Here is a 21,759-nt window from a genome sequence, read left to right as displayed (position 1 = left end):
CACAGCAAAGGAGATCAGCAATGGCAAATGATAAAATCGTTATTCATGGTGCACGCGCACATAATTTAAAAAATATAGATGTTACGATTCCTCGTGACAAAATGGTTGTAGTGACTGGTTTATCTGGTTCAGGAAAAAGTTCGTTGGCTTTTGATACATTATATGCTGAGGGTCAGCGTCGCTATGTAGAGAGTTTGTCTGCATATGCACGACAATTTTTAGGACAAATGGATAAACCAGATGTAGATAGTATTGATGGTTTGAGTCCAGCGATTTCAATCGATCAAAAAACAACGAGTAAAAATCCACGCTCAACAGTTGGGACAGTAACCGAAATCAATGATTACCTAAGACTGTTGTTTGCTCGTGTCGGTCACCCGATTTGTCCTAACGATGGTACTGAAATTACTAGTCAATCTGTTGAACAGATGGTGGATAAAGTACTGGAGCTGCCAGAAAAAACTAAAATTCAAGTACTAGCGCCTGTGATCGTTAAGAAAAAAGGGCAACATAAAAAGATCTTTGATATGATTCAACGTGAAGGTTATGTTCGGATGCGTGTAGATGGGGAAACTTATGATGTAAGTGAAGCACCTGAACTTGAAAAAAATAAAAAACATGATATTGCAATCGTGATTGACCGAATCGTTGTCAAAGAAGGGATTAGATCTCGTTTGTTTGATTCATTTGAAGCGGCATTACGTTTAGCTGATGGGTATGCTTTAGTAGACGTGATTGATGGAGAAGAGATACTTTTTAGCGAGCACTATGCTTGTCCATATTGCGGTTTTACTGTGGGGGAATTAGAGCCAAGATTATTCTCTTTCAATGCACCGTTTGGAGCATGTTCGGATTGTGATGGTTTGGGTATCAAGTTGGAAGTCGATCGTGATTTAGTGATTCCAGATCCAACTAAAACGCTACATGAAGGTGCAATTGCTCCTTGGAATCCAATCAGTTCTCAATATTATCCGCAAATGTTAGAACAAGCAGCTGACAGTTTTAATATCGATATGGATACTGCCTTTAATGAACTACCAGAAGAACATCAAGAGATTATTTTAAATGGTTCCAATGGTGAACTCTTCCATTTTCATTATGAAAATGATTTTGGCGGTGTACGTGATGTAGAGGTTCCTTTTGAAGGCGTGTTGACGAATATTAAACGTCGCTATCATGAAACCAACAGCGATTTTACTCGTGACCAAATGCGTTTATATATGACTGAATTAACCTGTCAAACATGTAAAGGTTATCGTTTAAATCCTCAAGCTTTATCTGTCAAAATTGATAATACGAATATCGGTCAAGTCAGTGAATTGGCAATTAAAAATGCGGTGAAATTTTTTGAAACCGTAACTTTATCTGAACAAGAACAAGTAATTGCAAAACCAATCCTAAAAGAAGTAGAAGATCGTTTGAACTTTTTGAAAAATGTCGGATTGGACTATTTAACACTAAGCCGAGCAGCTGGGACATTATCGGGCGGAGAAGCACAACGTATTCGCTTGGCAACACAGATTGGTTCAAATTTATCTGGCGTGTTGTATATTTTAGATGAACCATCGATTGGGCTACATCAGCGAGACAATGATCGATTGATTGAATCTCTTAAGAAAATGAGAGATCTAGGGAATACATTAATTGTTGTTGAACATGATGAAGATACGATGCGGGCATCTGATTATTTGATTGACGTTGGACCTGGGGCTGGACATTTAGGTGGAGAAATCGTTGCCTCTGGAACACCTGATGAGGTAGCTAAAAATCCAAAATCATTAACAGGACAATATCTTTCAGGTAAAAAAGTCATCCCAGTCCCTAAAGAGCGTCGTAAAGGGAATGGCAAGAAAATTAAAGTGACAGGTGCTACTGAAAATAATTTGAAAAATGTAACAGTTGAATTTCCTTTGGGTGAGTTTGTTACAGTGACTGGGGTTTCCGGATCGGGGAAAAGTACGTTAGTTAATCAAATTTTGAAAAAAGCGTTAGCGCAAAAAATTAATCGCAATTCTAATAAGCCTGGTAAACACAAAAGTATCACAGGTTATGACAATATCGAAAAAATTATTGATATTGACCAAAGCCCAATTGGACGAACACCGCGAAGTAATCCTGCAACATATACAAGTGTGTTTGATGATATTCGTGATTTATTTGCAAAGACAAATGAAGCAAAAGTTCGTGGTTATAAAAAAGGACGATTTAGTTTTAATGTTAAAGGCGGACGCTGTGAAGCTTGTCGTGGAGATGGGATCATTAAGATCGAAATGCATTTTTTACCAGATGTTTATGTCCCTTGTGAAGTTTGCCATGGTAAACGGTACAATTCAGAGACGTTGGAAGTTCATTATAAAGGGAAGAATATATCCGATATTTTGGATTTAACAGTGGAAGATGCGGTAGAATTTTTTAAACATATTCCAAAAATTCATCGTAAGCTAAAAACAATTGTCGATGTGGGGTTAGGTTATGTTACCCTGGGGCAGCCGGCAACTACGCTATCTGGTGGAGAAGCACAACGGATGAAACTTGCTAGTGAGCTACACAAAAACTCAAATGGTAAAAATTTCTATATTCTGGATGAACCGACAACAGGGTTGCATACAGATGATATAGCTCGATTGCTACTTGTATTAGAAAGACTTGTTGAAGCAGGTAATACTGTTCTTGTGATTGAGCATAATTTAGATGTAATTAAATCAGCAGATCACGTGATTGATCTAGGCCCAGAAGGTGGAGATGGGGGCGGAACAATTGTTGCAACAGGAACGCCAGAAGAAGTAGCAAAAGTTAAAGCAAGCTATACGGGGAAATATTTAAAACGAGTTTTATAAATTGGTCTGCTCCATTTTTGGAGCGTGATTGTTGTTTTTTATAAGTATGAAAATTAGATGAAATTTATCTATACCTATTGAATTATTCAACTTGTTAAAGTAAAATAACAAACAGATGGATATATTGTTCAACCTAATTGGTATATATCTTTCTTCCTATAAGTAATCCGTTCAAAAAAGAAAAGCACAGCCTTTATTATATAAAGGCTGTCTTTTTGTATTTAAATGGCTGTACCTTGTCCTTATAAGGGAGAAAGTAAGGTTTTGCAAATAAAAATGAGAGAAAAATAATAAAGATAGTTAAAAAAATGTTTTTTTAGTTATTTTAATTTAAAAATTGTCAAAAAAAGAGAATATATAAACGGAAGTTGAGTGATTTTTTTTTAGAAATCATGATATTCTATACATACGAAAAGTATGGAAGGATGATTTTTTCTTGGAAAAAAGAGAAATTAAAGTTGGCGCCCAATATGTTTGTCATGGATCAAATTTTTCTTGGTTTTTTGTAGGAGAAGCCATCTCAAAAAAGGAAGATGATTTACAAGTCAGAGTCGTTAAATGTCACCCGGCTGATCGTTCAAGCATAAATTGCGATGATCCTATTTTAGATTTAGATTACTTTAATGTAATTGAAGATGCTTAGTAATCTTAATTATTTAAATTTGTATTAAAAGACTGTAGTACCAAATACGGTATTACAGTCTTATTCGTATACAGTATTTTGGAAGAGAGTGTTTAGCTTATTCCTAAAGGAGCTGCTTTCGTCTCACCGTTTATTCGGATTTTAAGGTTCTAGAGTCTAACTCGAAGAGTTAGACTCTAGAACCTTCTTTTTTGCTCATCTTATTTCTATCTAACTGGAGTGATAATTCCTAAAAAATCTGAGTGGAAGTTAAGAATTGGTTGAAAAGCTTTCTTTGATACGCCCGGGATGCTATAATTAGTAAAATGTTTCTAAAGGAGCGCTAGAAATGGCTGATAATTTACAATTAGTGATAATTACTGGAATGAGCGGAGCAGGGAAGACTGTAGCCATTCAAAGTTTTGAAGATATGGGGTATTTTTGTATTGATAATATGCCCCCAAGTTTGATTCCTAAGTTTTGGGAATTGATCAAAGAATCTGGAAAAGTGACAAAAATAGCGTTAGTTATTGATTTACGATCAAGAAATTTTTTCAGAGAAATTCAAGATATGTTGGTAGAACTAGAGAATACCAATCTTATCGATACCACAATTATGTTCTTAGATGCAACTGACGAGGAACTTGTTTCCCGCTATAAAGAAACTCGTCGTGCTCATCCACTGGCAATGGATGGTTTGGTTACAGAAGGTATTAGAAAAGAACGGGCAATTCTTGAAGAAATTAGAGGAGATGCTCAGGTTGTTATTGATACGACTGACTTATCTCCTAGACAGTTACGTGAAAGAATCAATGATGAATTTAAATCTAGAGATACCCATGAATTTCGTGTTGAATTGGTTTCTTTTGGTTTTAAATATGGATTACCGATTGATGCAGACATTGTGATGGATGTTCGTTTTTTACCGAATCCACACTATATTCCAGAGTTAAGACCACTCACAGGTCAAGATCAGTCCGTTTATGACTATGTGATGAGTTTTCCAGAAACAGAGAGCTTTTATACTCGTTTTATCGATTTATTAAAACACGTGATGCCAGGTTATGAAAAAGAGGGGAAATCAAGTGTAACGATTGCGATCGGCTGTACTGGTGGTCAGCATCGTTCTGTTGCTTTGACAGAACGTGTTGCTAAAGAGTTAAGTCAAGATTATCATGTTAATATTACTCATCGTGATAAAGGGAAACGTAAAGAGACGGTGAATCGTTCATGAAAATGAAAACGTACCGTATTAGAAAACCAAAAATTGTTGTTGTTGGCGGTGGGACCGGTTTACCAGTAATTTTAAAAAGCTTACGAAATCAAAGTGCGGATATCACGGCAGTTGTAACTGTAGCTGATGATGGCGGAAGTAGCGGTGAAATACGTGAATCGATGAATATGACGCCGCCAGGTGATTTGAGAAACGTACTTGTTGCTCTATCAGACATGCCTCAACTCTATGAAGATATCTTTCAATATCGCTTTGACAAGTCAGATAAATATTTTGCTAATCATGCGATTGGTAATCTAATTATTGCTGCTGTATCAGAAATGCGTAACAGTACCTATGAAGCCATTCAATTACTTTCAAAAATGATGCATGTGGATGGACACATTTATCCATCTTCAGAAAGACCGTTGACACTTCATGCTGTTTTTAAAGACGGCACAGTTGCAGTTGGAGAATCGAGCATTGCTATTGATCGAAAAACGATTGATCATGTATTTGTAACGAACACACATGATGATGAACAACCAAAAGCAGCTAGAAAAGTAGTCAAAGCAATTGAAGAAGCAGATATGATTGTTTTAGGGCCTGGGAGTATGTTTACGAGTATTTTACCCAACTTGGTAATCAGTGAAATCGGCGAAGCGATCATCAATGCAACAGGTGAGGTTGTTTACATTTGCAACATCATGACACAAAAAGGTGAAACAGAACACTTTACTGACGCAGATCATGTCTGCGTATTACATGAGCATCTAAAAAGTAAATTTATTGATACAGTTTTAGTTAATACCGAAAAAGTGCCAGACGGTTATATGGATCCTGAAATTTATGATGAGTATTTAGTTCAAGTAGAGCATGATTTCCAAACTTTAAGAGATGAAGGGTGCCGTGTGATTTCTACCGACTTTCTAAAATTAAGGGACGGCGGTGTTTTCCATGATGGAGATAAGGTTGTGGATGAATTATTCCGCATCGTTTTTGGCGCAAAATATTAAACCTTAAAAAGTAAGAAAGGAGGAAGGAAGATTGTCTTTTGCAGCTGATGTGAAAAAAGAACTGACAACGTTGGAAGTTCATCGAGAGCACGCTAAAGCAGAATTAGCCGCTTTGATTCGAATGAATGGATCCTTGAGTATTGTAAATCAGCAATTTGTTTTAAATGTCCAAACGGAAAATGCAGCGATTGCCAGACGTATCTATTCTCTTTTGAAAGACCATTACAATGTTCGTTCAGAATTATTAGTTCGAAAAAAAATGAAACTCAAAAAGAATAATGTCTACATCGTACGATTGAAACAAGATACGAAAAGTGTACTTGCAGATTTAGATATTCTGGATGGTATGATGTTCAACACACATGTATCCGATGAAATTATGGGGAATGCACAAAAAATGAGGTCTTATTTAAGAGGTGCTTTTATGGCTTCTGGATCTGTCAATAATCCAGAAACGAGTCGTTATCATTTAGAAATATTTTCGATTTATGAAGAACATAATGACGATATTTGCCAGATGCTCAATTACTATGACTTAAATGCTCGAACATTAGAACGTCGGAACGGATATATATCGTATTTAAAAGGTGCTGAGAGAATCGCTGACTTTTTGACTTTGATCGGTGCAACCAATTCGATGCTGAAATTTGAAGATGTTCGAATCGTACGTGATATGCGTAATTCAGTTAACCGTTTGGTCAACTGTGAAACGGCCAACCTTAATAAAACGATTGATGCAGCTTCAAAACAAATCGAAAATATTCAATATATTGAAAGTGTTGTCGGATTAACAGCTTTACCGGGAAAACTTCAAGAAATTGCTGAATTACGATTGGAATATCCAGAAGTCAGTTTAAAGGAATTGGGAGAAATGATTCCTTCTGGCGCAATATCAAAATCAGGGATCAATCATCGAATTCGTAAAATCAACGAGTTTGCTGATAAACTGAGAGAGAAAAGTGCATGATAGACGAATCTATTTTTTGAGTTTCATTAAAAAATTTGATGTCTGTCATTTGGTTACGGCTTTAGACTCTATAATAAAAATACTGGCACGTCAAGTTAAAGGTCAATCCCTTCTAACTTGACGTGCCAGTATTTTAAATCGAATAGTAGTTATCTAGTTCAGTGTTCTTATTTCTTTATTTAGGAATGATATATAAATCATTGTTCTTTTCATAGATGTCATAATAGTAATCAGAAAATTTTAATTCACTAGGATCTTTTTTGAATATTTTAGGATTAAGTGGATTAATAGTAATATTTATTCCAGTGTAAGTTTTAAACCATAACTGATTTGGCCAATAGACCTCTGAATTTGAGGGAACGATCTCTTTCAGAATAGGAAAATTTCTCACAGAATTAATCAAAATAGGAGAGTCTTTAAAGAGTGATTTTGAGTAAATAGCCATTGTATCAGGTGTTATTAAATCTTTCAAATCCCCAGCCAAGATAAGGCTTTGCTTTTCAAATTCTTCTTTTTGATAGTGAAGTGTAGAGGCATAGACAAATGGGAATGAAAGCATGTAGTAGCTAAATAAACAAATAAACACTTTACTAGTCACTCGTATCCAGTTTGGTGATACGCTTAATTTACTCAGAAGTAAAATGAGCGTTATTGAAGCAAAAACACTAAATCCGTAAGCATATCTTGGCGCTACCAATGCTAATTTTTCAGGGAAAATCAAAAATACACCATAGCTTAATACAGATGCTAAAATCAAATACAATACAACAAAACTTATACTTTTGAAGAAATGTAATTTTGAATTTAAGATGCTTGTTACAATAAATAAAAGGATTAAAATTATAAAGAGTGATAACCACAACTTAGTACTTTGTTCTTGTACCGTATTTAAATACATTTGGCTATTGGTTAAAATTGTTTTTGGAATATCTTTTATAGAGGCGATTACAACATGATCTCCTCGATCAGATATTTCAGGGTTAAATTTTGTTTCGATAACATAAATGAACATAGCAATAATGTATGCAAGTCCAGATAAAAATACTTTTTTGTAGGTTTGGTTGTGTTTCTCATTAGACAAAATTTCATTTAAAGAAAGTGCTAATACCATAATAATGTAAATACCTGAGGAAGCTTGATAAGTGTTGCACATGAAAAAAATACTTATAATAGATAAGATAAAGAAAGTTTTTGATCTTTTCTCCCACCATAGAAAAGGAAGAACGGAGAAAAAAATACTTAATGCCATATATGGACTGTCGAATCTAAAACTCACACTTTGTAAAAACCAAGGATTTAAACCGATAAGTGTTGACGCAATTAATGGTAACACCTCTAATTTTTTTTTATTTAAACAATAGACAACAATGATGCTTGCTGCGGCTAAAATAAGTCCTGTGATAATGTGGGTAGTTAATCCCAGATCTGTTAAGTGTCTACTTCCTTGTACAAACCAAGAAGCGATTTCACTAACCCACCGGGAATAACTTCTTGCAAAATCAGTAGCACCGGTAATTTGCCGAGCAGTATCGTCAAGATACGGAAAATTAATTATTCCTATGGCTAAAATGGGTACTTGATAAATAAGAACTGTCATGAGTAATAGAGATCTATTTTCTTTTGCCCAGTTTTTTATTGCTGGTGTGTAATGTTTTAACATATTTTTTATCCTCTTTCTTCATCATATGAATGGTAACAAGTATACAATAATATAAGTATAACTGAATCATGTCTGATTTTAAACAATGATGTTCTTTCAAAAAGGATTTTTGTATTATGGACTGTATCAATAGGCTAATGTATAGTTTATGTTTTTTAGGTAGTATTCAGTCTAAGTTAGAGAGAGAAGTAATAGTGAATGCGACTTAACAGAACATAACTATCAAAAAAAATGAGACAAAGCTATCAAAGCTTTGTCTCATTTTTTTTATTTTTCGTTTAAGTAAGCAAGTAACTCTTCTTTCGTTACAGATTCATCAAAGATATGCTCACCAATCACGATTGTCGGTACAAATTTAATATTTGCGGCTTCGGCTTCGGCGATCACAGCTTGTATGATTGCAGGTTCTTCTTTTTTAGTTAGTTGTAAAGTATCTTCAGCAAATACTGCCACATCTTCTAAAGAAAGGTTTCCCCATTGATCTTGAGTAGCGTACATTTGTTTTAGATCCATCAATCCTTTTTCTGGCAAATCATAGTTAATATGATGGTGCATCACATTTCCACGCTGAAGACTTTCTTTTTCTTTATCAAAAAGTTTGATGATTCGTTGTACTTTTCCATCTTTGACATATTCATTTAGTAAGTCAAACGACTCTTCAAACCATTTTTTGCAATATGGGCATCGAACATTCATAAACTCCACCATTTTTACAGGAGCGTTGTCCTCTCCAACAATCAAACCATTTTTTGTTGTAACTTTTGTTGCGTCAATAACTGAAATATCCATTCTAGTACCATCCTTTCGTTTTTTCTATCTTAAGTGTATCGTTTTTTGTATCCAATATAAATAAAAATGCCTAATAAATAAAAATCCCTAAAATTCCTTATAGAAATTTTAGGGATTTTTATTTATTTTACTTGCTTAGTGAAGTACTGTTTTCCATTACTTCATCAATTAAACCATATTCTTTCGCTTGTTGAGCGGTCATAAAATTATCACGATCTGTATCTCGTTCAATGACTTCAAGTGGTTGGCCAGTACGCTCTGCTAAAATTTTATTCAAACGATCACGAGTGTCCAAAATATGTTTTGCAGCAATCTCAATCTCGGTTGCTTGACCTTGAGCGCCACCAAGTGGTTGATGGATCATGATTTCTGCATTAGGCAATGCGAAACGTTTCCCTTTTTGACCGGCAGTCAATAAGAAACTTCCCATAGAAGCTGCCATACCAAGTACAATGGTTTGGACGTCTGCTTTAACAAAATTCATTGTATCGAAAATTGCTAAACCTGCAGAAACACTTCCTCCTGGTGAATTGATGTAAATATAGATATCTTTCTCAGAATCTTGTGCATCCAAAAACAATAATTGGGCAATAACTGAGTTGGCTACATTATCGTCAATGGGACCACTTAACATGATAATTCTATCTTTTAATAATCGTGAATAAATATCATAAGCTCTTTCTCCACGAGATGACTGTTCAATGACTGTTGGTATTAAATTCATAGTATATTCCTCCTATATAAAAAACTCTTCAAATCATTTTATCACAAAGCATACCTTAATGCTTAAAAAAAGTATACTTCATTGGTCAATAAAGGTCAACTTGAATGCTTGATTTTTGAATAGAAAAAAATAAAACATTTCATGGACTGATGTACATTTAGGTGTAATCTACTGTAATTAAATCAACTCAATCTTATTATGGCTTAAGCAAACAAAAAGTATGAGGCAAAAGTCACTTTTGCCTCATACCTTAACTGTGAATAAATGATGGAAGCACAAGCAATTCTTTTGGAAATAACGCTTGTGTTCCAGCCTTTTTGATTAAGCTGATTATGAATTTACAACAATGTTACCATTTTGATCTGCTGGTTTAAGTAAAGTTGCGATTGATGTGAAAAATGCAATAATACCTGGAATAGTTGTCCAAAAAAATACAAGGTACATTATACCTTTTCCAGTAAAACCAGAGTAGAATTTATGAGCACCAACTCCACCTAAGAAAAATGCTAATATAAAATAAAGCCACTTGTTTACTACACGACCATGTTGCACATAGCCCCCAACGGTCTGTGTATTGTTGTTTTCATTTACGATGTTGATATTGATCTTATCTTGTAGGTTTTCTGATGTTTTTTCTACTTTATGGATAATTAATTCATCTCCATCTTCAAATACATCTACAATATCTCCGATTTCTGGTTTGAAATTAAACCATTCATACTGAGCTCTTGTTGTACTACCATCTTCATTTGCAATAACGACATCTTCAAAATCTAGTTTAATAATTTTTTTTCCCATTCTAAACTTCCCCAATTCCTGTATAAAATATAATTACCGTTATATTATATCATCAATTAGAAGAGTAATCCATACCAATTATCGCATTCTAGAATTCATAATAAGAAAAATAATACAAATTAAAAAAAAATAAGAAAAAAATTTATCGTATTTTTTTGTTCTTGTAAAAGAGTATGTTATACTAAAATACAAGAACAAAAAGAGTGAGGGAATCTAAATGGTTGTTTTTATTGCAGGCATAACTGGTGTTTTGATTGGTGCTGTAATTGTATCGGTTGGCGTTGCTTTACGTGTGACTTATGAAGAGCGTAAATCAGTACGTTATCGAGAGTTAGAGCATTTTGTTAAAGAAATAGAAAGTTTGAATTTATTGAATAAAAAAATCAATGAAGTTCTACAAAAAAGAGAGATTTATGTGGACAAGTCCGTGAATTTTGTCTCTATGGATGACTGCTATATCAGTATTGATGATTTTATTTATTTGGAATCATTTTCAGCACAAAATAATTTTTATTTGCCTACATACTTGATAGAAGAATTTTTCAAAAAAATTACCCATAGAAAAGTTATTTTAACACCGGATGAAGTGATTTCAATGGGTGGAAGCACTTATAAAGGTGGACGAGTAATTTTAGAAAATTTTTCTGATGAGCTTCTTACAATTATTGAGGATAAAAAAAGACAAATGAAACGTCTAACGCATAAGCCTCTATATTATTTCCAAAGAAACTGAAAAACTGCTGATACTTATGAAATTAAGAGTATCAGCAGTTTTTTTATAGTGAATAAACTATTTCTATTGAGCCAAACTATGTTTATATAAATCAAGGTTTCTTGTGGAAGGTCACGATTCATGTGAATAAAGAAAACGCGAATAAAAAATGTATGGAAATATAGCACTCCTGATTGCTTACCTAATTCATCGTAATAGTTTTTCGTTATGGTTAAATCATCTAAATTTTCAAATATTATTACTCTGATATATTTGTTTGTATCAGTTACTTCTTCACTACTAGTATACGAAGGATCTTCTTGGACACCAAAGTCTTGCGGTTTTTTCATTTATTTTGAATAATGCATCGTCAACCCTCAGTTTCAAAATGAGGGAGTAGATCGCTAGCAGATAAATTTTTTTCTATGTATAAAGATAGCAAAAAAATGAAAGGAGACTTAAAAACAGTCTCTTTTCCATTAATAAAACATTAAGTAAGAAAGGGAGTACTTGTTTTTTTAGAATTTTCTGAATCTTTTTGCCAAATTTTATTGACATTCTCATTTATTAGGTATATAGTTAACAAAAGCTTTTATTTATCACATGCTATTTTAATCTTTATAGATTTTTTAAACGAGGAGACCATTGCCATGAAAAAGACAAACAACAATCACGTATTAGTCATTATTTTAATTGTGTAGGACTTAGAACACTGAGAAATTTCGCAGATGTTTGAGTCCTGTTTGTCTTTGGTAGATGGGGTTCTTACTAAGACATCCCATTCTTTCGATGGGATGTTTTTTTTGTAGAAAGTATTGTAAAGAGAGAACGGCAGAATGAATAATAAGATGAACCAGAAGTGCGAAAGTGATTTCTTCTGAAGATATTGGAATTGGAGTGGATGAAACATGCGTAGTGACCAAATAAAAAAAGGAATTGAAGCTGCACCCGCAAGAAGTTTGCTTTATGCAACTGGACAGGTAAAAAATGCCAAAGATATGGACAAACCGTTTATTGCAATTTGTAATTCGTACATTGATATTGTTCCTGGGCATGTACATTTAAGAGAATTAGCTGATGTGGCTAAAGAAGCGATTCGTGAAGCAGGAGGAATTCCATTTGAATTTAATACAATTGGTGTAGATGATGGGATTGCCATGGGACACATAGGCATGCGTTATTCATTACCGAGTAGAGAAATCATTGCAGATGCTGCCGAGACTGTAATCAATGCCCATTGGTTCGATGGAGTCTTTTATATTCCAAACTGTGACAAAATCACACCTGGAATGTTGATGGCAAGTGTGCGTACGAATGTACCTGCAATCTTCTGTTCTGGAGGCCCGATGAAAGCTGGTGTCGATCCAAGAGGACATACAACAACGCTTTCTTCAATGTTCGAAGCAGTAGGAACCTTTAAAGAAGGTAAAATGACTGAAGAAGAATTTAATTTCATGGAACAAAATGCTTGTCCGACATGCGGCTCTTGCGCGGGCATGTTTACAGCAAACTCTATGAATTGTTTGATGGAAGTATTGGGTATGGCACTTCCTGGTAATGGCACGATTTTAGCTGTTTCAGATGAGCGTAGAGAACTAGTTAGAAAATCAGCCTTTCATTTGATGGATTTGGTTAAAAATCAAGTGAAGCCAAGAGATATCATTACTAAAGAAGCTATTGACGATGCTTTTGCACTGGATATGGCCATGGGGGGATCGACAAATACTGTCTTGCATACCTTAGCGATCGCAAATGAAGCTGAGATCGACTACAACTTAGAAGAAGTCAATGCAATTGCGGAACGTGTTCCTTATCTCTCTAAAATTGCGCCATCTTCAGCTTACTCAATGCATGATGTACATGAAGCTGGTGGTGTTCCAGCAATTATGAAAGAGTTAGTTGATTTAGGAGATGCGATTCATCCAGATCGAATCACAGTTACTGGAAAAACGATTCGAGAAAATGTTCAAGATGCGGTGATCAAAAATGAAGAAGTTATTCATCCAAAAGAAAATCCTTACAGCCCAGTTGGCGGTTTGTCGATTCTTTATGGGAACATTGCACCAAAGGGGAGTGTAATCAAAGTTGGTGGTGTTGATCCATCTATCAAAAAATTTGTAGGTAAAGCGATTTGTTTCAGTTCTCATGACGAAGCAGTTGCTGCGATTGATAATCATACCGTGAAAAAAGGTCATGTTGTCGTTATCCGCTATGAAGGACCGAAAGGTGGACCTGGTATGCCGGAAATGCTGGCGCCAACATCTAGTATTGTCGGACGAGGATTAGGAAAAGATGTCGCTTTGATCACCGATGGTCGTTTTTCAGGAGCAACTCGAGGAATCGCTGTTGGACATATTTCTCCAGAAGCAGCGGCAGGTGGTCCGATTGCCTTGATTGCAGATGGTGATGAAATTGAGATAGATTTAATAAATCGTACACTAGAGTTACATGTTTCAGATGAAGAGTTAGCGAAACGAAATGACCTATTGCCAAAATTTAAAGCGAAAGTAAAAACAGGATACTTGGCTCGATATACGGCATTGGTGACTTCAGCTCATACAGGAGGAATCATGCAGATTCCAGAAGATTTGCTAGACTAGAGGAGGGAAGCTCATGGCTCAACAACAAAGAAAGATGAAAACTGGTTCAAGAATTTTGATTGATGCATTGCTAAAGCAAGAGGTAGAAATGATTTTTGGCTATCCTGGGGGAGCTGTTCTTCCTTTGTATGATGCGTTATATGATGGAGATATTCCTCATATTTTAACCAGACATGAACAAGGTGCAGTTCATGCGGCGGAAGGATACGCTAAAGCTACTGGAAAACCAGGTGTAGTAATTGTAACAAGTGGTCCAGGTGCTACAAATGCAATCACTGGCATTGCAGATGCGATGAGCGATTCGATTCCAATGGTTGTTTTTACTGGTCAGGTAGTTACAGATGGCATTGGTAAAGATGCTTTTCAAGAAGCAGATGTAATCGGGCTGACAATGCCGATCACTAAAAATAACTATCAAGTTAGGGAAACAAAAGAATTGCCGAGGATCATTGAAGAAGCCTTTCATATTGCTACAACTGGTAGAAAAGGTCCGGTGGTAATTGACTTGCCCAAGGATATGACGATTATGGAGGCTGATGGAGATATCGAAGTAAAACTGAATTTACCTAGTTATCAACCAACAGTGAAACCAAATAAACTCCAAGTGAAGAAATTAATGGAGGCATTAACTGTTGCAAAAAAACCATTGGTATTGGTTGGAGCAGGTGTTCTTCACGCTGATGCTGGAAAAGAGCTGGTGGAATTTATAAACAAGTATCAACTACCAGTATTAAGTTCGTTATTAGGTTTGGGGGCTGTACCCACAGAGAATGAACTATTTTTAGGTATGGGTGGTATGCACGGTTCTTTTGCAGCAAATATGGCATTAACAGATTGCGACTTTTTGATTAATATAGGTTCTCGTTTTGATGACCGTTTAGCTAGTGCACCAAAAGAATTTGCTCCTAATGCAATTATTGCTCATGTCGATATTGATCCAGCGGAGATCGGTAAAACAATCGATACTCAGATTCCTATCGTTGCTGATGCTAAGGAAACATTAAAAGAGATGCTGAAAATAGATGTTAAATGTGAAGAGTGCAGTGAGTGGAAAAATTTAAATCTTTCAAGAAAAAAACGATATCCATTCAAATACGACAAAGAACAAAAAACGGAGATCAAACCGCAAAAAGTGATTGAATTCATCGGGGAACTCACAGATGGTGAAGCAATTGTGGCAACCGACGTGGGTCAGCATCAAATGTGGGCAGCCCAATTTTATCCTTTTAAAAACGAAAAACAATTAGTAACAAGTGGCGGCTTAGGTACGATGGGTTATGGAGTACCAGCCGCAATTGGGGCAAAACTAGGTTGTCCAGACAAGGAAGTGGTGCTTTTCGTAGGTGATGGCGGCTTCCAAATGACGAATCAAGAACTTGCAATTTTAAATGAATACAATATTCCGATCAAAATCGTGATTTTGAATAATCAATCATTAGGAATGGTGCGTCAATGGCAGGAAAGCTTTTTCAATGGTCGTCGTTCTGAATCGGTTTTCTCTTCTCAACCAGATTTTGTGAAGATGGCAGAGGCCTATCATATTAAAGGTGTTAGGATAGATAACCCTGAAACTGTTGAAGCTGAATTGACAGAAGCTTTTAAAGAAACGGGTCCTTTATTGATCGAAGTCATGATTTCACCAACGGAACATGTATTACCAATGGTTCCAGCAGGCAAAGCAAATCATCAGATGTTGGGGGTGGATTAAAATGAGACGGATTATTACAGCAACAGTGAATAACAATTCAGGAGTTTTAAATCGCTTTAGTGGTGTACTCACACGTAGACAGGTAAACATCGATAGTATTTCTGTTGGACCAACTGAACAAGAAAATGTTTCTCGAATTACAATCGTGGTTCAAGTAGCTGATCTAAATGAAAGTGAACAAGTGATAAAGCAATTAAATAAACAAATTGATGTAATTAAAGTTTCAGATATCACGGATGAACCCCATCTAGAAAGAGAACTAGCGCTGGTAAAAGTCAATGCACCAGCTGCTGCTCGAGCAGAACTTTTCTCAATGATTGATCCATTTAGAGCCAATGTTATCGATGTTGGTACTCGATCTGTGGTGATTCAAGTTACAGGAACAAGCGAAAAAATCAGCGCATTTGTGGATGTCGTTGCACCTTATGGTATCAAACAACTAGCTCGAACAGGTGTTACAGGGTTTACAAGAGGGAACAACTAAAAACGGTCTTAAAGCATACGCTTATAAGCATAAAAAATTTGGAGGGTTTAACAATGGCAAAAGTATATTACGATAACTCAGTAGAAAACAACCAATTAGAAGGAAAAACAATCGCAATCATCGGTTATGGATCGCAAGGTCACGCTCATGCGCAAAATCTAAGAGATAACGGAAATCAAGTAATTATCGGGATTCGTGAAGGAAAATCAGCTGAAGCTGCACGCAATGATGGTTTTGATGTATTAACAGTTGAAGAAGCATCTAAAAAAGCAGATATAGTCATGATTTTGGCTCCTGATGAAATTCAAGGAGATCTTTATGACAATGAAATTGCACCAAACTTAGAAGCAGGCAATGCATTGGCATTCGGTCATGGCTTTAATATTCATTTTGATGTAATTACGCCACCAAAAGATGTGGATGTTTTCTTAGTTGCTCCTAAAGGACCAGGTCATCTTGTTCGTCGTACATTTACGGAAGGTTTCGCTGTGCCAGCGTTGTTTGCGGTTTACCAAGATGCGACAGGAAAAGCTAGTGATGTTGCTTTATCTTATGCTAAAGGAATTGGTGCAACACGTGTAGGTGTATTGGAAACAACATTTAAAGAAGAAACAGAAACAGATTTATTCGGTGAGCAAGCAGTATTATGTGGTGGACTAACTAGCTTGATCGAAGCTGGATTTGAAACCTTAACAGAAGCTGGTTACCAACCAGAACTGGCTTATTTTGAGGTATGTCACGAATTGAAATTGATTGTTGACCTTATTTATGAAGGAGGATTTGAGAAAATGCGTAACTCGATCTCAAATACTGCGGAATATGGAGACTATGTTTCAGGTCCTCGTGTAGTAACCGCTGAAACGAAAGCAAATATGAAAGATGTTCTGACAGATATCCAAAATGGTAAATTTGCCAAAGGATTCATCGATGATAACAAAAATGGATTTAAAGAATTCAATCAAATGCGTAAAGATAACGCTGGCCACCCAATTGAAAAAGTTGGTGCAGAATTACGCAAAATGATGCCTTTTGTATCAAGAGAAGACTAAAAGAGACAATCAACGAGATGGAGACTGAGAAAGGAGCTTAACGCTTCTGACTCAGACTCTTTTACATAATGAAAGGTGGGGAGAATTTGTTAAAGCTAACGAAACAAAAAGTTGAAGAAGCATACGATACATTGAAAGATGTAGTGACCAAAACACCATTGCAGTACGATATGTATCTATCACAAAAATATCAATGCAATGTTTATTTAAAAAGAGAAGATTTACAAAAAGTTCGTTCATTCAAATTAAGGGGAGCGTATTATGCGATTAAACAAACTCCTCAAGACAAGTTGAAAAATGGTGTTGTTTGTGCCAGCGCTGGAAACCATGCTCAAGGAGTGGCCTTTACTTGCCATGAAATGAAGGTTGCAGCAACAATTTTTATGCCGACGACTACACCACAGCAAAAAATTTCTCAAGTGAAATTTTTTGGTGGAGATGAAGTAACTGTTAAATTGATTGGTGATACCTTTGACGCATCAGCGAAGGCTGCTAAAGAATATGCCAAAGCCAATGATCAAGCATTTATTGATCCTTTTAATGATTTAAATATTATGGCTGGACAAGGTACGACAGCTGTTGAGATATTTCAAGAAGCAAAAGCGTCTGATTTTCAAGTGGATTATCTGCTAGCCGCAATTGGTGGCGGCGGATTAGTCAGTGGCGTTTCAACTTACACCAAAAGTGTTAGCCCGACCACCGCTGTTATCGGAGTAGAACCTATGGGGGCCCAGTCTATGCGTGCAGCTTTTGATGAGGGCAAACCAGTGATGTTGGATGCCGTGGAAAAGTTTGTAGATGGTGCTGCAGTTAAACAAGTGGGGAATTTAACGTATGAACACGCTCTTGAATATGTCGATGATCTTTTAGCAGTTGACGAAGGCCAAGTTTGTTCAACAATTTTAGAGCTATACACTAAACAAGCGATTGTTGTAGAACCTGCTGGTGCATTGAGTGTTTCAGCTTTAGACTTGATGAAAGACGACATCAAAGGGAAAAATGTTGTTTGTATTATTAGCGGTGGGAATAATGATATCAACCGTATGGAAGAAATTGAAGAACGTTCATTGATTTTTGAAGGACTAAAACATTATTTTGTGATCAATTTCCCTCAGCGTCCTGGTGCACTGAGAGAGTTTGTCACGGATATTTTAGGTCCTGATGATGATATCACTCGTTTTGAATATACAAAAAAAGTCAATCGTGGAACTGGTCCTGTTGTTTTAGGGATTCTATTGGAAAATAAAGAAGAATTACCGAATCTACTAGAAAAAATGGCTGAGTTTGATCCACACTATATTGATCTAAGCAATAATCCATCATTATATGCACTACTTGTTTAATATATATCAAATAACTGTTCTAAATAAGCGTAAAGAAAAGCTTGTTTAGAACAGTTTATTTTTGATTATAATTGTTCTGACATGTTCAGTGTTGTACATCTATGTAGCCAAGACGAACAACCTTTATCCAATAAAGGCAACAACCTCAAAAACAAAAGGAACTAAAAAAAATTATTGAACTCGTCTACCTAAGAGGCAATTAAAGCAGTGTTTATGATCGGCAATTTAAAAAGAATGAAAATTAATGTAACTTGTTGGAGAGCTAAAATTCCAGCAAGTGCCAACAGTAATTTCTTTTTGAGAATGGCGTTTAATGACTCAATTAGATTATCCACCACAAACAAGAAAGGTTATTCAATACTCTATTCAAGCTATATGGATGTTAGCGACCGCTCTGTAAATAAAAGACTTTCTAATTATTTAGAAATTATCTTTTTTTCTTAAAAAAGTCTTAAAGATTAAGAATATGAATTGAAGTAGTAAAAAAATATAAGTTGTTGTTTGGTAAATCTACAGTTTTTAGCCTTCGCAATATATTTTCATGTGAGTCAATAAAAATTTATCAGCAGATAACCAGAAAATATCTAAAATTTGCTTAAAAAAGTCGAAAATTAGAGTGAGAGTACTTGCCATTTTTTGGGAAAGAACGTATATTTAACTTACTACATTAAATCAGTCAAAAACATCGACTGTCAAAGAACATGAGCCGGATAGAAATTTTTTACACTTCAATCGACCACCTTTTTTGGTCAAACTCGACTTATTTTTTCTATCATTAGTCAATTTAAAAATCATGTTTCCTTTGTTAAAAATTACTCGAAATATAAAAAAAGAATACTAGTAAAGTTGGAATATAAATGAATAATAATAAAAGGTTAGAAAACCACCGTTATATTACCGGATTTGATGGAATTCGGACAATAGCAGTGATAGGTGTGATTCTCTATCACTTGTTCCCAAATATAATGCGAGGGGGCTATTTAGGCGTCCCTATTTTTTTTGCAGTTTCTGGATATTTGATTACTGATTTACTGAGGCAAGAATGGCTTCAGACTGAAACAATTGATGTTAAAGGATTCTATATTCGTCGCATGAAAAGGCTATATCCTGGCTTAATTACAATGTTAGTAACGGCATCAGCATATATTGTTTTCTTCCAAAAAGATCTATTGAATAATTTACGTAGTGTGGTTGCTAGCAGCGTATTTTACTATAATAATTGGTGGCAGATTTTTCGAGGATTTTCTTATTTTGATCGATTTACAAGTCAATCCCCATTTACTCATATCTGGTCACTGGCTGTTGAAGCACAGAATTATTTGATTTGGCCGTTGTTATTTATTTTATTAAAAAGGTATGTTAAACATAGCGGTAAAATTTTTGGGTTGATTATGGCAGCCGCTATTGGTTCAGGAATTTTGATGGCTGCTCTTTATACGCCAGGAGCTGATCCTACGAGAGTTTATTATGGGACAGATACAAGATTGTTTTCTATCTTGATGGGAAGCGGTCTGGCATTTGCTTGGCCAAGTGATCGCTTGAAAGAAGAAATTCCGATAAAAGCAAAAACTTTATTGAATGGTGTTGGGATTGCTTCGTTAGCCGTTTTATTGATTGCCTTTTTATTTTTAGCGGATCATTTTTCTTTTGTCTACTACGGAGGCATGTTTATTGTCAGTATTTTTGCAACACTTTTAGTAGCAGTTACTGCTCATCCAGGAGCTGATATTAATCGTTGGATGACAAATCCCGTATTTACTTGGATTGGGAAAAGAAGTTATGGTATCTATCTGTATCAGTTTCCTGTTATGATTTTTTATGAAGCAAAAATTAAAAATCTAAGTGATCATGTTCTTTTACATTCTCTAGTTGAAGTTGCTTTGATTTTTGGAATCAGCGAACTTTCTTATCGATTTGTTGAGAAACCACTAGGAAAGTTTTATTATCAGTACACCTGGTTTGCAATCAAAGATTTCTTTCAAAAGCCATGGGTTACTATTCCTAAAGTGACCGCTTTGATCAGTGTAGTTCTATCATGCTTTGCCCTGTTTGCTTTAGCTGTTGCACCGTCAAATCAGGTCACTGCTGAGCAAGAACAACTGCAAAAAAATATTCAAGAGAATAAGAAGAAAGCTGATCAAAAAAAAGAAGCAGAAAAAGCTAAAAATGAAGGGAAAACAACTGATTCAACCAAATCGTCAACCAAAGTACCAGAAACAAACTTTGATTTGACAGCAGAAGAGAGTCAGAAAGCACAAGCAATGGAAATCACAGCTTTTGGAGATTCAGTAATTTTGGATGCGGCAACAGGTCTACAAGAAATTTTTCCTAAGATGATTGTGGATGGTGAAGTTGGTAGACAGCTTTACACTAGCACGCCGCCAATTGAAAAGTTAGATAAAGATAAATTATTGAAAGATAATGTTTTAGTCGGACTTGGAACAAATGGTTCTTTTACTGAAGCTCAGTTTGATGAATTTATGACGGCCATTGGTTCTAAACGTAAGGTATTTTGGATTAACGTCCGTGTTCCTACACGTAGATGGCAAAATGAAGTTAATACAATGTTAGAAGCTATGAAAAAGAAATATAAAAATTTAGTCGTTATTGATTGGTATAGTTATAGTAATGAACATGAGGACTGGTTCTATGAAGATCGCGTTCATCCAAATATAGAAGGACAAGTAAAATATTCAAGTTTTATTGCTAAACAGATTATAAAATAAAAAAGTATTGAGATGGAGATCACACCCTTTATTACGAACTAACGTAATAAAGGGTGTGATTTTTAATATCTCATTGAACTGAGCGATATCCGATATAAACAAGAGAGTTCTTAAAACGAAAGTAGATGTTTTACATCAGTATATTGAGCTTGTTGTATTTAAAAAGAAAAACTTCCTAATCTAAAAGCTTTTCTATTATTATCTTCTTAATACAAATCAACATTAAAGAAGATACCGCTGATTACTATAATTGATAGTCTTAGTTTACAAAAATCTGATATCGATCTTTTAAGTAGTCAGTATCGGAGAGCTCAGGCTTTAAGCTTACAAAAAAAGTGACAGTAGTATTTAGATTGGAAAAACATGGAAATAAAAGAGTGTCTACCTAAGCTGAAAATTAGGTAGACACTCTACAAATGAAGTGGTATAAATCTGTCAATGATTATTTTATATGATAGTTCACTGTTCACTATTAATTGAGAGGGTTCTTAAATTTATACTATAGACTTTT

Annotated in this window: 16 protein-coding genes; 12 read left to right on the top strand and 4 right to left on the bottom strand. The window is 35.3% G+C overall.

The genetic code is table 11. The features are described 5' to 3' along the window. Positions 1-20: 20 nt before the first annotated feature. The 5 genes from uvrA to whiA all read left to right on the top strand — a co-directional run bounded on the left by uvrA (position 21) and on the right by whiA (position 6,655). On the top strand, positions 21-2,837 hold the full coding sequence (gene uvrA, locus BCR23_RS02270) for an excinuclease ABC subunit UvrA (protein ID WP_069633875.1): 2,817 nt from the start codon (positions 21-23) through the stop codon (positions 2,835-2,837). A 436-nt stretch (positions 2,838-3,273) separates the two neighbouring features. Further along, positions 3,274-3,480 carry a hypothetical protein gene (locus BCR23_RS02265; protein ID WP_069633874.1) on the top strand — a complete coding sequence of 69 codons (207 nt, stop codon included), beginning with the start codon at positions 3,274-3,276 and terminating at the stop codon, positions 3,478-3,480. 328 nt (positions 3,481-3,808) lie between these two features. Continuing rightward, the gene (gene rapZ, locus BCR23_RS02260; RefSeq protein ID WP_069633873.1) at positions 3,809-4,693 is read left to right on the top strand and encodes an RNase adapter RapZ; all 885 of its coding nucleotides are present in this window, start codon (positions 3,809-3,811) and stop codon (positions 4,691-4,693) included. Further along, entirely contained in the window at positions 4,690-5,688 is a 999-nt protein-coding gene (locus BCR23_RS02255; RefSeq protein WP_069633872.1) for a gluconeogenesis factor YvcK family protein, read from the top strand. The genes rapZ and BCR23_RS02255 overlap by 4 nt, the downstream gene beginning before the upstream one ends. Before the next feature lie 31 nt (positions 5,689-5,719). Continuing rightward, the gene (gene whiA / locus BCR23_RS02250; protein ID WP_069633871.1) at positions 5,720-6,655 is read left to right on the top strand and encodes a DNA-binding protein WhiA; all 936 of its coding nucleotides are present in this window, start codon (positions 5,720-5,722) and stop codon (positions 6,653-6,655) included. A 175-nt stretch (positions 6,656-6,830) separates the two neighbouring features. Here whiA and BCR23_RS02245 read toward each other — a convergent pair whose 3' ends face one another. The 4 genes from BCR23_RS02245 to BCR23_RS02230 all read right to left on the bottom strand — a co-directional run bounded on the left by BCR23_RS02245 (position 6,831) and on the right by BCR23_RS02230 (position 10,626). Then, entirely contained in the window at positions 6,831-8,315 is a 1,485-nt protein-coding gene (locus tag BCR23_RS02245) for a glucosyltransferase domain-containing protein (protein WP_069633870.1), read from the bottom strand. Positions 8,316-8,582: 267 nt separating this feature from the next. Further along, on the bottom strand, positions 8,583-9,104 hold the full coding sequence (locus tag BCR23_RS02240; protein ID WP_069633869.1) for a DsbA family protein: 522 nt from the start codon (positions 9,102-9,104) through the stop codon (positions 8,583-8,585). A 127-nt stretch (positions 9,105-9,231) separates the two neighbouring features. Continuing rightward, entirely contained in the window at positions 9,232-9,828 is a 597-nt protein-coding gene (clpP, locus tag BCR23_RS02235; RefSeq protein WP_069633868.1) for an ATP-dependent Clp endopeptidase proteolytic subunit ClpP, read from the bottom strand. 330 nt (positions 9,829-10,158) lie between these two features. Further along, the gene (locus BCR23_RS02230; protein ID WP_069633867.1) at positions 10,159-10,626 is read right to left on the bottom strand and encodes a TM2 domain-containing protein; all 468 of its coding nucleotides are present in this window, start codon (positions 10,624-10,626) and stop codon (positions 10,159-10,161) included. A 217-nt stretch (positions 10,627-10,843) separates the two neighbouring features. On the opposite strand from BCR23_RS02230, the gene BCR23_RS02225 reads away from it, so the two are divergent. The 7 genes from BCR23_RS02225 (at position 10,844) to BCR23_RS02190 (ending at position 21,248) form a co-directional block, all read left to right on the top strand. Beyond that, a complete protein-coding gene (locus BCR23_RS02225; RefSeq protein ID WP_069633866.1) occupies positions 10,844-11,359 on the top strand; it encodes a hypothetical protein in 516 nt (171 codons plus the stop codon). Positions 11,360-12,246: 887 nt separating this feature from the next. Beyond that, positions 12,247-13,938: a dihydroxy-acid dehydratase gene (gene ilvD, locus BCR23_RS02215; RefSeq protein WP_069633864.1), complete on the top strand. Its 1,692-nt coding sequence runs from the start codon at positions 12,247-12,249 to the stop codon at positions 13,936-13,938. A 13-nt stretch (positions 13,939-13,951) separates the two neighbouring features. Further along, positions 13,952-15,646, top strand: a complete 1,695-nt coding sequence (gene ilvB, locus BCR23_RS02210; RefSeq protein ID WP_069633863.1) for a biosynthetic-type acetolactate synthase large subunit — start codon at positions 13,952-13,954, stop codon at positions 15,644-15,646. A 1-nt stretch (position 15,647) separates the two neighbouring features. Further along, positions 15,648-16,130 (top strand): acetolactate synthase small subunit, encoded by a 483-nt coding sequence (gene ilvN / locus BCR23_RS02205; protein ID WP_069633862.1) that lies wholly within the window; start codon positions 15,648-15,650, stop codon positions 16,128-16,130. A 53-nt stretch (positions 16,131-16,183) separates the two neighbouring features. Beyond that, the gene (ilvC, locus tag BCR23_RS02200; RefSeq protein WP_069633861.1) at positions 16,184-17,179 is read left to right on the top strand and encodes a ketol-acid reductoisomerase; all 996 of its coding nucleotides are present in this window, start codon (positions 16,184-16,186) and stop codon (positions 17,177-17,179) included. Positions 17,180-17,247: 68 nt separating this feature from the next. Beyond that, a complete protein-coding gene (gene ilvA / locus BCR23_RS02195) occupies positions 17,248-18,522 on the top strand; it encodes a threonine ammonia-lyase IlvA (protein ID WP_069633860.1) in 1,275 nt (424 codons plus the stop codon). An 857-nt stretch (positions 18,523-19,379) separates the two neighbouring features. Then, a complete protein-coding gene (locus BCR23_RS02190; RefSeq protein ID WP_069633859.1) occupies positions 19,380-21,248 on the top strand; it encodes an acyltransferase family protein in 1,869 nt (622 codons plus the stop codon). The last annotated feature ends 511 nt before the right edge of the window (positions 21,249-21,759 follow it).

Origin of the sequence: Enterococcus quebecensis, from assembly GCF_001730365.1 — a bacterium.
Taxonomy (GTDB): domain Bacteria; phylum Bacillota; class Bacilli; order Lactobacillales; family Enterococcaceae; genus Enterococcus_L; species Enterococcus_L quebecensis.
The sequence above is the reverse complement of the archived record's forward strand: the minus strand, read 5'-3'. Positions and strand labels throughout refer to the sequence as shown.

Excerpts from the sequence above, each read along its gene's own strand:
- uvrA (WP_069633875.1), top strand. The coding sequence starts at position 21 with ATGGCAAATGATAAAATCGTTATTCATGGTGCACGCGCACATAATTTA.
- rapZ (WP_069633873.1), top strand. The coding sequence starts at position 3,809 with ATGGCTGATAATTTACAATTAGTGATAATTACTGGAATGAGCGGAGCA.
- BCR23_RS02255 (WP_069633872.1), top strand. The coding sequence starts at position 4,690 with ATGAAAATGAAAACGTACCGTATTAGAAAACCAAAAATTGTTGTTGTT.
- BCR23_RS02245 (WP_069633870.1), bottom strand. The coding sequence starts at position 8,315 with ATGTTAAAACATTACACACCAGCAATAAAAAACTGGGCAAAAGAAAAT.
- BCR23_RS02240 (WP_069633869.1), bottom strand. The coding sequence starts at position 9,104 with ATGGATATTTCAGTTATTGACGCAACAAAAGTTACAACAAAAAATGGT.
- clpP (WP_069633868.1), bottom strand. The coding sequence starts at position 9,828 with ATGAATTTAATACCAACAGTCATTGAACAGTCATCTCGTGGAGAAAGA.
- BCR23_RS02230 (WP_069633867.1), bottom strand. The coding sequence starts at position 10,626 with ATGGGAAAAAAAATTATTAAACTAGATTTTGAAGATGTCGTTATTGCA.
- BCR23_RS02225 (WP_069633866.1), top strand. The coding sequence starts at position 10,844 with ATGGTTGTTTTTATTGCAGGCATAACTGGTGTTTTGATTGGTGCTGTA.
- ilvD (WP_069633864.1), top strand. The coding sequence starts at position 12,247 with ATGCGTAGTGACCAAATAAAAAAAGGAATTGAAGCTGCACCCGCAAGA.
- ilvB (WP_069633863.1), top strand. The coding sequence starts at position 13,952 with ATGGCTCAACAACAAAGAAAGATGAAAACTGGTTCAAGAATTTTGATT.
- ilvN (WP_069633862.1), top strand. The coding sequence starts at position 15,648 with ATGAGACGGATTATTACAGCAACAGTGAATAACAATTCAGGAGTTTTA.
- ilvC (WP_069633861.1), top strand. The coding sequence starts at position 16,184 with ATGGCAAAAGTATATTACGATAACTCAGTAGAAAACAACCAATTAGAA.
- ilvA (WP_069633860.1), top strand. The coding sequence starts at position 17,248 with ATGAAAGGTGGGGAGAATTTGTTAAAGCTAACGAAACAAAAAGTTGAA.
- BCR23_RS02190 (WP_069633859.1), top strand. The coding sequence starts at position 19,380 with ATGAATAATAATAAAAGGTTAGAAAACCACCGTTATATTACCGGATTT.